Annotated in this window: 13 protein-coding genes; all 13 read right to left on the bottom strand. The window is 67.3% G+C overall.

Annotation, left to right across the window (positions count from 1 at the left end):
• Nucleotides 1–12: 12 nt before the first annotated feature.
• The gene (locus ACIA76_RS19665) at nucleotides 13–1,086 is read right to left on the bottom strand and encodes a glycosyltransferase (protein WP_397153260.1); all 1,074 of its coding nucleotides are present in this window, start codon (nucleotides 1,084–1,086) and stop codon (nucleotides 13–15) included.
• 4 nt (nucleotides 1,087–1,090) lie between these two features.
• Entirely contained in the window at nucleotides 1,091–1,384 is a 294-nt protein-coding gene (locus ACIA76_RS19660) for a YbaB/EbfC family nucleoid-associated protein (RefSeq protein WP_397153259.1), read from the bottom strand.
• 10 nt (nucleotides 1,385–1,394) lie between these two features.
• Complete coding sequence (locus ACIA76_RS19655) at nucleotides 1,395–3,311, bottom strand: hypothetical protein (protein WP_397153258.1); 1,917 nt, start codon at nucleotides 3,309–3,311, stop codon at nucleotides 1,395–1,397.
• A 12-nt stretch (nucleotides 3,312–3,323) separates the two neighbouring features.
• Nucleotides 3,324–4,136 (bottom strand): ESX secretion-associated protein EspG, encoded by an 813-nt coding sequence (locus ACIA76_RS19650; protein WP_397153257.1) that lies wholly within the window; start codon nucleotides 4,134–4,136, stop codon nucleotides 3,324–3,326.
• A 1-nt stretch (nucleotide 4,137) separates the two neighbouring features.
• The gene (locus ACIA76_RS19645) at nucleotides 4,138–6,048 is read right to left on the bottom strand and encodes a hypothetical protein (RefSeq protein ID WP_397153256.1); all 1,911 of its coding nucleotides are present in this window, start codon (nucleotides 6,046–6,048) and stop codon (nucleotides 4,138–4,140) included.
• Nucleotides 6,048–6,548, bottom strand: coding sequence for a hypothetical protein (locus tag ACIA76_RS19640; protein WP_397153255.1), 501 nt, complete (start codon nucleotides 6,546–6,548; stop codon nucleotides 6,048–6,050). The genes ACIA76_RS19645 and ACIA76_RS19640 overlap by 1 nt, the downstream gene beginning before the upstream one ends.
• The gene (locus ACIA76_RS19635) at nucleotides 6,541–7,326 is read right to left on the bottom strand and encodes an ESX secretion-associated protein EspG (RefSeq protein WP_397153254.1); all 786 of its coding nucleotides are present in this window, start codon (nucleotides 7,324–7,326) and stop codon (nucleotides 6,541–6,543) included. Before ACIA76_RS19635 ends, ACIA76_RS19640 begins: the two co-directional genes overlap by 8 nt.
• 10 nt (nucleotides 7,327–7,336) lie before the next feature.
• Nucleotides 7,337–9,007: a hypothetical protein gene (locus ACIA76_RS19630; RefSeq protein ID WP_397153253.1), complete on the bottom strand. Its 1,671-nt coding sequence runs from the start codon at nucleotides 9,005–9,007 to the stop codon at nucleotides 7,337–7,339.
• A 16-nt stretch (nucleotides 9,008–9,023) separates the two neighbouring features.
• The gene (locus ACIA76_RS19625; protein ID WP_397153252.1) at nucleotides 9,024–9,383 is read right to left on the bottom strand and encodes a YbaB/EbfC family nucleoid-associated protein; all 360 of its coding nucleotides are present in this window, start codon (nucleotides 9,381–9,383) and stop codon (nucleotides 9,024–9,026) included.
• Nucleotides 9,384–9,396: 13 nt separating this feature from the next.
• Nucleotides 9,397–9,888 (bottom strand): YbaB/EbfC family DNA-binding protein, encoded by a 492-nt coding sequence (locus tag ACIA76_RS19620; RefSeq protein ID WP_397153251.1) that lies wholly within the window; start codon nucleotides 9,886–9,888, stop codon nucleotides 9,397–9,399.
• A 127-nt stretch (nucleotides 9,889–10,015) separates the two neighbouring features.
• Nucleotides 10,016–11,452: a sensor histidine kinase gene (locus ACIA76_RS19615; protein ID WP_397153250.1), complete on the bottom strand. Its 1,437-nt coding sequence runs from the start codon at nucleotides 11,450–11,452 to the stop codon at nucleotides 10,016–10,018.
• Between the two features lie 12 nt (nucleotides 11,453–11,464).
• Nucleotides 11,465–12,124: a response regulator transcription factor gene (locus ACIA76_RS19610; RefSeq protein ID WP_397153493.1), complete on the bottom strand. Its 660-nt coding sequence runs from the start codon at nucleotides 12,122–12,124 to the stop codon at nucleotides 11,465–11,467.
• Between the two features lie 97 nt (nucleotides 12,125–12,221).
• On the bottom strand, nucleotides 12,222–12,584 hold the full coding sequence (locus tag ACIA76_RS19605) for a hypothetical protein (RefSeq protein ID WP_397153249.1): 363 nt from the start codon (nucleotides 12,582–12,584) through the stop codon (nucleotides 12,222–12,224).
• Between the last annotated feature and the right edge of the window lie 61 nt (nucleotides 12,585–12,645).

The following is a 12,645-nucleotide window of genomic DNA, read 5'->3' as shown; positions in this document are numbered from 1 at the left end:
GCACGGCCGGGCCTAGAGGGTATAAAAGCCGTCGCCCCACAGGGTTTGCAGCCGGTGGAAGTAGTCGTCGTATTGCCGGGCGACGACCTCGGTGGAGAACTTCGACACGGCGTAGTCGCGGATGGCCCGGCGGTCGAGCTTATCGGCGGCCTCGGCCCCGTCGCAGAATTCGCGCAGCGTCCGGCATCGAAAGCCTTGTACACCGTGGCGCACCGTCTCGCTGAACGCACCCCAGTCCGTGGTGATCACGGGCGTCCCGCACAGCATGGCCTCGATATGCACGCCGCCGAACGGCTCCAGATACAGCGACGGTACGAATACCCCGCGGGCCCGGCTCATCAGCTCCCCGCGCTGCCGCACATCGACCACGCCGGCGTATTCGCCGTAATCCGGTGGCCGACCGGCGCCGGCCACGATCAGCTTGGCGCCCAGCCGTTTACAGGCGTCGACGGCGATCTGATAGCCCTTGGCCTCGATCAGCCGGCCGATGAACAGAAAGTAGTCGTCCTTCTCCTCGGCGAACGGGAAATCCTCGACCTCGAAGTAGTTCGGGATCACCGCATCGTAGAACTGGCCGCGCTCGGACATGATCCGCCCGACGGAGCTGCGCGCCCCGTACACGGCGTGCATCCAGGCGTAGCTCTCGAACACCCGGTAGTTGGCGAACACACCGCTGTAGCCGACACCGAATTCGACGGTCTGCAGCTCCGGGAACGCATCGGCCAGCGGCTTCTGACCGGATCCGCCGATCGCGCAGATGATGTCGCGCGGCTGCTTGCGCTTGGCGATCTCGGTGATGGTGCGCGCGTTGGCGATGAGCCAGTGCCGCTCGTGGGCGTCCCAGGTGAACCAGTCGAAGCCGTCGGCGAGGGTCTTGGCCCCGAACCATTCGCGCTGATCGTCCTTGGTGACGACGGTGATCAGCTCGGTGCAGGCGGCCTCGTTCTCCTCCGACGCGTAGAGATACACCTCATGGCCGAGGGCCATCATCATGTCGCAGAACTTGCGCACCTTCTGGGTGTAGGCGCACGGCGAGTAGTGCTTGGTGGTCTGCGTATGCGGCAGGGCGGCCACATGGAATCTCATCCGATCACTCCTGCTGGTTGAATTCGTTGATCAGCGTGCCCCGCTGGTCGAGAGCCCGGTGCGCGGCCGCGGCCGCGGTATCGAGTACCGCGCGGCCGAACGCGGTCGGCGACAGCCTCGAAATCGCCTCGGACAGTTGCAGATCCAGCAGCTTCGCGCACCCGTCCACGGTCACCGTGACCGCGCCGTCGGCCGATGTCTGCCGGACCCGAATGGCGGCCAGGTCATCGGACAGCCGCCGCATGCGTTCCAGCTGGGCCTGCGCGGAGGCCTCCAGCCGTGCCCATTCCCCACTCACACTTCTCCTGTCATCGATCGATGATGGGGCGCACGCTCAGCGGATCCTCGCCGATCGCACCCTCCATATGCTCCTTGGAGTCCAGATAGGAGGCGCGCTTGCGCTCCTTCTGCTGGCCCTGAGCGCCCGCGCCCATTCCGCCGCCCATTCCACCCATCGGCGGCATCATCGGCATCGCCGATTCCTGTGCCGTGGTGGCGATTCCGGCCCGGCTCACCACGACCTCCTCGTCCTGCTGCTGTTTCTTGCCGGCCGGGGAGCTGCCCGGCGCCGAGGCGCGCGGGAACAGTTTGGAGTCGCCGAGGGATTCCTGTGCCAGGGGCTTGGAACCGCCGGGGCCGAACGCGCCGCCACCGCCACCGCCGCCGAACCCGGCCAGACCGGTCGGCAGGCCGGATCCGGAGGCGTCCGAACCGCTGGCCCCGGATATTCCGTCCAGACCGAAGGGACCGGAGGCGCCCGATGCGCCGAACGGGCCGGATGCGCCGCTGCCGCCGAACAGATTGCTCGGGTCGAGTGGGCCGCTGCTGCCCAACAAGTTCTTGATCGCCGATCCCAGCGGGCCCGATGCGCCTGGGACGTAAGGCTTTCCGGGATCGATGCTGGGGCCGCTACCGCCGAGGCCGAGGCCGAGGTCGCCCTTCGGGCCGCCGCCACTGTCCAGACCGAGGCCGAGGCCGCCCTTCGGACCTCCACCGCCGCCGCCCAGGCCGAGACCGCCGCCCAGGCCGCCGCCGCCCGATCCCGAATCGCCGCCGCCGGATTCGCGTTTCGAGCCGCCGCCGGAGCCCGATCCGCCACTGCCGCCGCCGGATCCGCCGCCCGAGCCGCCACTGCCGCCGCCCGAGCCGCCGTCGTTGCCTGATCCGCCACTGCCGCCGGATCCGCCGTCGCCGTTCTTGGTGATGGTGGCCGGATCCTTGAATGCCGGTGTGAGGGTGGCGATCTTGTGCATGCCGGGTGGGTAGGTTTTGGTCCAGTAGTCCTGGAGGTCGCTGGTGGCGTAGTTGCCTGCGCAGCAGCCGTCTTTGACTTTGAATGAGGCGTTTTCGGCTTTGGTGGCGGCGGTGTCGAGTTCTTTGGTGACGGTGTTGGCGATATCGGTGAGCAAGCTGTCGAGCGCGACGAGTGTGCTGTACATGGCGCCCATGGATTTACCGAGTTGGGTGACCGCGCCGTTGACGTAATTGTCGATGGCCTTGGCGGCGGCCGGTGCGGCCTTGCCCGTCCAGTTGCCGGACGTGAGCGCGGCTTTCATATGGGTGTGGAAGTCCATCGCCCAGCCGTTCCAGCTCTGCTGGACCGACTGCCACTGTTCGGCTGTGGCGGCGAGGTCGTTTCGGTTGGCGATGATGGATTTGTCGATGTAGTAGAAGTGTTCCAGGCCGAAGGACGTGCCGTCCTCCGCCTCGTCGGCGATGGTGGCCGCGTAGTCGTCGGGGGTGACGGCGGTCGAGCCGGAGGGTCCGGAGGCTCCGGAGGCGTAGGTCGACCAGGCGGGTGGGGTGATGGTGCCGGTGTTGTCGATGGTGATGGTGCCGGTCTTGTTGGGGTCGGAAAAGGTGAGGGCGCTGTCGTATTCGGCGTTCCCGTAGGCCTTGGCGGCGTGGATGAAGGTATCGCCGACGGTGTTGAGGAGTTGTTTGTGTTGGTCGAGGGTGTCGTGGAGCTCGGTCCATTTGGTGTTGAGGAGTGTGCGGAAGTCGGTGGGGGAGGCGACGGCATCGGTGCCCGCATCACTGTTGGTGGTGAACAGCGGTTTGGCCGGGGATTTCAGGCCGCCGACAGAGTTGATCATGGTTTCGATGTTGCCCAGCAGGGTTTGGCAGGCGGTGAGGCATTCCTGGGCGACGCTGGAGTCGAATTTCAGTTCGCCGCTGTCGGCCAGGCCTTTCCAGGTCGAGGTGTCGGTTCCCGAACTCCCCATCACCACACACTCCTAGTCACCGAAGACGCTCGACCGCACGATGCCCGCCTGGGACTCGTCCTGCACCACGCGCAGCACCTCGGCGATCTCCTGATCGATCCGCGCCTGCAACCCGGCGGCGTCGATCCCGACCGCGGCCACCGGGGGATCGGTATCGATCAGATAGCGGCCATCGTCGGGATGGTCCTCCCAGAAGGACCGGCGCAGCACGATGCCCTGCGGTCCGAATTTGGACCTGCCCTGGCGCACATCGATGATGCCGACGGTCGTGCGTAATGCGCTCTGCCACCGCACACTGCGGAATTCGACGTTGTCGTCGCCGTCGTCGTAGAGCGTCGAGCGGCCGCTCCAATGATCCATGGTCTCCGCCCGATACGACATCAGCTCGACTCGGCCCTGCGTACCGGCGGGCATGGACGGCAGGCTGTCGACCAGAACACCGGCCAGCTCATGCGCGTCACAGACGACGATGCGATAGCGGTCGTAGGTCTCGTAGTGGCGCTCACAGTAGCCGTGCACGACCACCGCCTCGGAGCCACAGCGATTACCGATGAGGAAGTAGCGGCCCTTCGGATCGATGACCGCACTACTGTCCCAGGCTCTGATCTGGACTCGGGCGTCCGGCTTGGCGGCGCGGACGATGGCGTCGGCCAGGTCGGGATCCCAATTCGCCTGCAGCGCCGACCAGATCCGGGCCTTCTCGTGCAGGAAGTCGATGCGGCTGCGGACCGGTCCGACATAGGAGAAGGGCCAGGGCAGACCGCGATCGAGCAGTCGCTCGCGCAGCACGATGAACTCCAGATCGCTGAGGTACCAGGTGCGCATATCAGTCGTTCACCTCGAGCTTCTCGAGTTTGCCGGGCTGCACGGGCGTGCCCGGGGTGGCGGATGGGGATGGGGCGGCCGCGACACCGGCCACCACGTCGGTCGGCGCCGTCGGCTGCGCCTCGAATGGCGCCGAGGCCCGGGAGAATTCGACGCCCGGCGACAGCGGACCGGTCGGGCCGAGCGGTCCCGCGAGGATGTGCGGCTCGACCGGGCTGCCGGGATCGTCCGCCGGGAGGATGCCCAGATCCCGCTCCACGCGTCGCAGATCGCGGTCGAAACCCTTCTGCAGGTCCTGCACGTCCTTGCCGACCTCCGTCGCGGCGGCGTTCATCGCCTGCCCGAAGGTGAGCATTCCGCTCTGGAAGGCCTGGCCGAGCTGCTGCAGACCAGGCGGAAGTTGTTGCAGCAGTTGGCTGCCCAGCTGCATCAGCCCGGGGATGCCCGAGGAGAGCAGCTGCAGCACCTCACCGAACAGGCTCAGCAGATCCCCGGCGCTGCCGGACGCGCCGGTCCCTGCGCCGAAGGAGCCGGAGCCGCCACTGGCTCCGGAACCACCGCTGCCGCCCGAACCACTGCCGCCGTGACCCTTGCCGCCGCCCGCACCCGAACCGCCACTGCCGCCGCCGGATTCGTCACCGCCGCCACCACCGGACTTGTCCCCGCCGCCGGAATCGCCTCCGCCACTGCCGGAGTCGTCACCGCCGCCGCCGCCGGACTTGCCTCCGCCGCCCGAATCGCCGCCGCCGGAGCCGCTGCCGCCGCCGGATCCTCCGCCCGAGCCCGAGCCGCCGCTGCCGCCGCCTGATCCTGATCCGCCGCTGCCGCCGGACCCACCGCCGCTACCGGATCCGCCGCTACCGTTCTTGGTAATGGTGGCGGGATCCTTGAATGCCGGTGTGAGAGTGGCGATTTTGTGGAGGCCGGGTGGGTAGGTTTTGCTCCAGTAGTCTTGGAGGTCGGTGATGGCGTAGCTGTCTGCGCAGCAGCCGTCCTTCCTGTTGAATGTGGCGTTTTCGGCTTTGGTGGCGGCGGTGTCGAGTTCTTTGGTGATGGTGTTGGCGATATCGGTGAGCAGGCTGTCGAGCGTGACGATGGTTTTGTACATGGCGCTCATGGATTTACCGAGTTGGGTGACCGCGCCGTTGACGTAGTTGTCGATGGCTGTGCTGGCGGCGGGTGCGGCTTTGCCGGTCCAGTTGCCGGAGGTGAGTGCGGCTTTCATGTGGGTGTGGAAATCCATGGCCCAGCCGTCCCAGGTGCGTTGTACCGATTGCCATTGTTCGGCGGCGGCGGTCAGGTCGTTTCGGTTGGCGATGATGGATTTGTCGATGTAGTAGAACTGTTCCAGGCCGAAGGAGGTGCCGTCCTCGGCGGCGTCGGCGATGGTGGTCGCGTAGTCGTCAGGGGTGATGGTGGTCGAGCCGGAGGATCCGGAAGCTCCTGAGGATCCCGAACTTCCGGAGGAATAGGTCGACCAAGCCGGTGGGGTGATGGTGCCGGTGCTGTCGATGGTGATGGTGCCGGTTTTGTTGGGGTCGTCGAAGGTGAGGGCGCTGTCGTGTTCGGAGTTTCCGTAGGCTTTGGCGGCGTGGATGAAGGTGTCGCCGACGGTGTTGAGGAGTTGTTTGTGTTGGTCGAGGGTGTCGTGGAGTTCGGTCCATTTGTCGTTGAGTAGTTTGCGGTAGCGGGTGGGTGTGTCGACGGTGTCGGTGCCGGTGTCGCTGATTTTGGTGAACAGTGGTTCGGCGGGGGATTTGAGTCCGCCGATGGAGTTCATCATGGTTTCGATGTTGCCGAGTAGCGTTTGGCAGGCGGTGAGGCATTCCTGGGCGACGCTGGAGTCGAATTTCAGTTCGCCGTTGTCGGCGAGGCCTTTCCAGGTCGAGGTGTCGGTTCCCGAACTCCCCATCACCACACACTCCCATCCCGATCGAGCCAACTGCGCGGCTCGAATTCATAGTCGTTCTCGTCACCGAGTTCGGCCTGCTCCACCGCGTCCTGGGTGGGCAGACCGAGCAGATCCAGGGACTGATCGGACATGCCCAGGCCGGACAGCTGCTTGCGCCGGGTCAGCCCCGCGCGGTTGGCCGCCAACCGGCACAGGCGCAGCAGATCATCGGCCAGATCGGCCGGATCGCGGCGCAGCTGCCCCGGGTCGACACGCAACGCCAGCGGCAGGCCGGATTCGGTTGTCGTGACCACGATGTCGCCGCCGCGCAGGGCGGCCTCACCGGTCGAGTAGGCGGTGAATCCCGTCTCGTCCGCGGGGACGGCAGCGGCCGGTTCGGGAGCTGCCGCATCGTCGGCCACGGAATCGGTTGCGGCACAAGGACCGTCGTACACTGCGGATTCGTGGATCGCGGTGCCGAAATCCGCCACCTCATCGGAGAACCAGATCTGTTCAGTCACGCCGCTCGTCCTCCAGTGTCTGCAGTGCCGCGCCGACATCGACGGCGATCATCCCCGCCAGCCGCCGCCGGTCGACGCCGACCGCGATCGGGCGGGACGTATCCGCGATGGCATAGCGGCCGTCGTCGGTCAGATCCCGCCAGTAGATGCGGCGGGTGGTGATCCCGCGCGGCCCGAAAATCGAACTGCCCTGGGAGGTTTCGATGGAGCCGAGCACATCGACGGGATGGTCGAGCCACGCGGCGGCGCGCCGTTCGAGTTCCGGATAGCTGTCGTAGACCTCGGATTGCCCGTACCAGTGGTCGATCTCGCTGCGGTCGCGTGAACCCACCATCGGGACATCCGGCAGCCGACCCGGATCGCGCGCGGGCAGGGCGCCCACCACGGCCCCGGGCAGGCGTTCGGCCTCACCCATCGTGATCACGAATCCGCCGCTACGCCACATGGTTTCGCCCGGCAGCTGCCGGATCAGCACGGCCACCGCGCCGTGGCGCGCACCGAGCACGCGCACCCGCGCCTCGGAATCCTCCGGATGGCGAGGATCGACGGCATGCGCGACCACCCGCACATCGGAGCGGGCGACGCGGGTCAGCGCATCGTGCAGCGAACCGTCGTAACGGGCCCGCATGCCGTCCCAGGTCTCGGCGGCCACGCGGGCGTATTCCTCGGCGTAGTGCACCCCCAGCAGCGCGCACAGCGGCGAGGGCAGATGGTCGGCGAACAGCTTGTCCCATGCGACAACCAGTTCGGCATCGGTCAGGTTCCAGGTGATGCTCACGCCCGCGCGCTCACCGATCCAGCACCGGGCGGATGCCGCGCCCGACCTCGCCGACCGCCTCGTCCAGGTATTCGGTGGACTTGAGCTGTTCGGAACGCTTGCGCTCCTTCTCCTCGTTCCGCCGCGCGCCCGCACCGCCGAGCGGCATGCCGGGCTCGGATCCGCCCGCCGCCCCGGCCCGCCCCAACGGCCCCCGCTCGACCATTCGGCTGGCGCGCGGGAACAGCTTCGACTCCCGTTCGAGCAGTTTGCTCTCGGCGGCCAGTGGCGCGCCGCCCAGCCCGCCGCCGAACCGGGACAGCAGTCCCTTCTCGGTATTCGTGGCGAGCGCGCCGGTGAACGGCGGCATCAGGTACGGTGTCCGGTTCTCGGACAATGGTTTCGAGGGGTCGGTGACCGAATTCAGCAGTCCCGTCGGCGGCTTCGACGAATCGAACGGCAGCTTCGTCGGATCGGCCGGTGGCAGATCCGGATTCGTCGGCATCTCAGGCTTGTTCGGGGGTATGTCGCCGTCGGTCGGCGGGTTCGAATCGTGCGGATTCGGCTTCGGCTCGCCGTCCGGGGTGTGTGTGGACGGATCCGGTTTCTCCGGTCCGTCACCGGCCGGATCGCCGTCGCCGGTCTCGTGTTTGTTCGGCTTGGTGTCGTCGGGCTCGGTGTCGTCCGGGTTCTTGTCGCCGGGCTTGTCGTCGTCGGCCGAATCGTTGACGTCCAGCGTTCCGGCCACCTGATGCGGCTGGGGGAGCGTGACGATATTGCCGGTGGTGCCCTCGAAGTTATCCGTGTAATCGGCGGTGAAGGCCTCTTGGTACGGCCGCGTCACCTCGGCGAGGTCGACGGGGGCGGCCTGCGGCCCGGAGCCGGTGGTGGTCGGCGGCTCGGGCGTGGGCGGCATGGCGGATTTGGTCTGCTGCAGCCAGCCCGCGGTGAAGATCAGCACATCACCCAGCTTGTTCATATCGGCGACGAGCTGCTGCGACGCCTGGACATACCGCTGGGTCGCCGCGATCGCCCGGTCCCCGCCCTGTCCGGTCCACTGATCCGAGGCGGCCGAGATGTTCTGGTCGAGTTCGGTGAAGGCCGGGGTCAGCGCGTCCTGCGCCAGCCAGTACCAGACGCCGCCCGCGTCGGCGACGGCCTGGGGATTGATGCTCTGGCCGATCGAATACAGCTGTTGCCAGCTGAAATTGGTCCCCTCCTCCGGGGTGATGTGCACCTTGTCCATCCTGCTGTCCGGCCAATCCGGTGTGCCCCGAGGCGGTATCGCCTGGACATAGGGCTCACCGGGCGGCGGAGTTCCGCCCGGATCGGTGAACGAGATGTTGTCGAAACTCACCTTCGAGGAGTGTTCGGCGGCCTGATACGCCCGCCCGGCCGCGACGAAGGCATTGCCCATCTCGATGAGGATGTCGCGGTGGCGATCCAGCCGCTCCTCCATCTCCTGGCCGATCTTGTTGTTGAAGACCAGTTTCAGCGCTGCGCCGGAGCCGGTCGCGGCGATATCCGGGCTCGCCCGCTGATAGTTCTGCTGGATCCAGGTGTGCGTGCCGATGATCGCATTCACCATCGTCTCGACGTGCTGGGCGCACTTCGCCGCGATGCCCTCCTCGAGCTTCAGCCGGCCGTCGCCCGCCCGCGTCTTCAGATCGGACCAGGTTCCGTCCGAATCAGGTGTTGCCATTGTCGAACTCCCGCACTCAACGCAATTGGTCGCGCAGATACGCGATGCCGGCCAGGGTGTCGTCGATCGTGATGCTCGCGGTTCGGTCCGGGGTGATCGGCTCGAACAGTGCGGCGGTCTGCCTGGCCACATCGGCCACCGCCAGTTGCGACGCCTCGGTGACCGCGGCCGCGATCTCGTCGTAGTCGAGGTCGCCGATATCGGGGGAGAAGCGGATGTCGATCGCGATGCCGTCGGCGTTCACCGTGACGGTGACCCGGCGGCGCTCGGTGGCGCCGACGCCCATCAGTGTGGTGCGTTGCTGTTGCAGGCGGGTGATCTCGGCCAGCTCGGCGCTGAGTTCGCCGATCTCCGCGGCGAATTCGTGGTCGGACACGCGGGGGTTCCTCTCAGCGATCGAAGGCGCTGCGTCGGGACGGCTGATATTCGATCGCGTCCTCGAACTCGGTCTCGGTCGTGCCGATCGCCCGCTCGCCCGGCGGGGTCAGGGGAGCCGGTGGCGGTGGCGCGATATCGGCGTGCAATTGCGGCATGCCGTCGATCAGATCCGGCAGCTGGGGCATCCGGGCCCGCGTCTGTTGCAGCGTGCCGGCCAGCGCCTCGGCCTTATGTTTCACCTCGGCCGCCGCCTGCTGCGCGGCCTGCAGGGTCGCCCGGGCGATCTGGGCGTAGCTCAGATCGTCGATATCCTCGGCGAAGATGGTGCGCTCGATGGATCCGGAGGCGTTGACCACCACGGTGATTCGCCCGCGCTCGACGCTGGCCTCGCCGGTCAGCGCGTCCCGTTGCCGGCGCATATCGCTCACCTGTGCCATGGCCGCGCTGAACGAGTCCAGTAACTGGGCCACATCGGCGATGAACCGATCGTTCGGCCGTGCCACAACCCCTCCTGATGTCCATGCTGCCGGGCGGCGGCGCCGATGACCTCGGCCCGCAGAGCGAATCCTGCCGCATTCGGCGCGCGGCCCCGGGCGGCCGGAGCCGAGAGTTCACCGCCTCTTCAGCAGTTCACCGTCCCGTAAGACAGTCGGCCTCAGTCGATTCCATGTCGTCGGTCGCCGCGGGGAAACTCACGGTGACAACCAATCCGTGCGGATCGGCGGCATCGATGAACAACAGCCCACCGTGTTTCACGGCCAGCGTCGCGGCGATCGGCAGTCCCAGCCCGGATCCACCGGCCGCGGCATTCGCGCCGCGGAAGAACCGAGTGGTGAGCCGATCGATCTCCTCCTCCGACACCCCGGTCCCGGTGTCGCTTACCGATACGACCACCGAATCGAACTCCCGGCTCACGGTGAGGGTCGCATGGGCCCCGGATCCGGCGTAGCGTGACGAATTGCTCAGTGCCACATCGAGTATCTGCCGCAGGATCTGCTCCGGCACCGCCACCGGCGCGCCGTGCGCCAGGAGTTCGATCGTCAACGCCATACCGGCCCGGGCGAACGCCGCATGCCATGCCTCGACCCGGTCCACGGCCACGGCCACGGCATCACACGCCGCGGCGACCGTCGCCGATTCGGTTGCGCCGCACTCGGTTCGCGACTCGGCCACCGCATCGGCCAACAGTCCGTCGAGGAGTCCGGTCAGCCGATCCACCTCGGCGACCACGCTGTCGAATGTCGATTCGGCCTCGCTGCCGTCGAGTGCCGGGCGCAGCGCGTCGAGCCGAACCGCCAACGCGGCGAGTGGGTTCCGCATCGAATGCGCGGTATCGGCCACATGCCGCCGTTCGGCGGCGGCCAATTCGGCCACCGCCAAGGTCATCGCCTCGACCGCATCCGACAACTCCCGGATCTCCGGCGGCCCATCGCCCTTGCCCGGCGCGCGGCGCGGCCCACCGCCCGGTGCGGGCAGGGTCGCGGTCAGGGCATCGACATTGCGGAGTAGTTCGGAGACCGGCCGCAGGATCCAGCCGGACAGCACCAGCGCCACGCCGCCGAACACCAGCAGCATGCTCGCGGTGATACACGCCAGTTGTATCCAGGCGTCGGTGATTTCGGCGCGGGTCTCGGCGGTCGAGGCGACGATGACGACGGCCCCGGCGGCCCGCGGCGGAGTTCCGACGGTCTGCGCGATGAGTATCGTCCGCGGGCCCCATGGCAGCAGGTTCTCCGGCAGTTGCGGAGGTTCGAACCGCCGGGCGCGCTGGACGACGTCGATGACCCGCGGATCGCCGCCATCGATCCCGATATAGCAGACCACGATGCCCTTGGCGTCGATCACCAGCACGCCGCTGTCCCTGCGGTCGTGATAGCTCTGGGCCTCGTCCCGCAGTTCGGCCGGATCGCCGGCGGACAACGCGGCGAAGCGGTCGGCGTCATGGATCCGATCGATGACCAATCCGCGGGTCGCGCTGGCCGCCTGATACCAGCCGATCAGTCCGGCGAGATAGGTCATGCAGATCGCGGCGAGCGCGGTGAACATCATCAGCAAACGGCCGCGCACGAGCTGTACCCCTCACCGCGCCCATCTGTAGCCGAAGCCGTGGATGGTAGTGATCAGACCGGGACGGTTCAGCTTCGAGCGCAGCCCGCCCATATGGACATCGAGTGAACGGGAGATGGAGGCCTTCTTCTCGCCCCAGATCTCATCCATCAACTCTTCCCTGCTCACCGCGACACCCGCCCGTTCGGCCAGCACCCGCGCCACGGCGAATTCCTTCTGGGTCAACGCCACCGGCTGCCCGGCCACCTCGATCCGGTGCGCGGCCAGGTCGACCCGGACGTCTCCGGCCAGCACGACGGCGGGCGGACGTTCGACGGCCCGCGAGCGCCGCACGACGGCCTCGATCCGGGCGGCCAGTTCGCCGACCCGCGCGGGCTTGACCACGTAATCATCGGCGCCGGCTCGCAGACACGACACCGCGGCGAGCTCATCGCTCTCGGCGGTGAGCACCACGACGGGAATGGAGCTGACCTTACGGAGTTGGCGCAGAACGAGATACCCGTTGACGTCGGGCAAACCCAGGTCGAGGACGACGGCGTCGTATCCGGCATGCGAGGTCAGCAGGTCCAGGCCGTGCGAGAGATGATCGACGGTATCGAATCCCTGGCCCGTGAGACCGTCGACGACGGCTGCGGCCATACCCGGATCATCTTCCACGACCACCACACGCACGACCGATGATTCCTTCCGCACTCCAGACACCATCCGAAGAGTACGGGAGAGGACAACTCGTGCTGCCGGGGCGGTTTTCCCGGGCGGTGCGTACGCGTCAGGCGGTGGCGCGGCCGCCGCTCGTGCGAGGCCCGGCGGCGGCGACCGGCGCGACGGCGATCGGGGGATAGCCCGTCGGTCGCGGAGCCGGTGGCAGACTGGGGAATCGCCTGCGCAGATTGCTCAACTGACGATGGACCTCGCGGAGCTCCTCGTGTAACTGCCGGAGTTCTTCATGTAGCAGTTCCGCCTCTTCGACGAGAGTGGCGTGGAACAGGCGGCCCTGTTCGAGTTGTGCTCGCTCGGCACGCGATCGGGTCAGTGTCTCCTCGGCCGAGGTCCGTGACGCCGACGGTCGCGCCGCGCCGATCCGGCCGGTATTGCGACGGCGAACAGAAGAGCCGTTGTCGAAGTTGTACAAGGCGAATCAGCCTTTCGATGGTCCAGTCACATCATGCTCGATGACTCAGATCGAATTATGG

Origin of the sequence: Nocardia sp. NPDC051570, assembly GCF_044454005.1 — a bacterium.
Classification (GTDB): Bacteria; Actinomycetota; Actinomycetes; order Mycobacteriales; family Mycobacteriaceae; genus Nocardia.
Note: the sequence above shows the minus strand (reverse complement) of the source record. Positions and strands in the feature narration are given on the sequence as shown.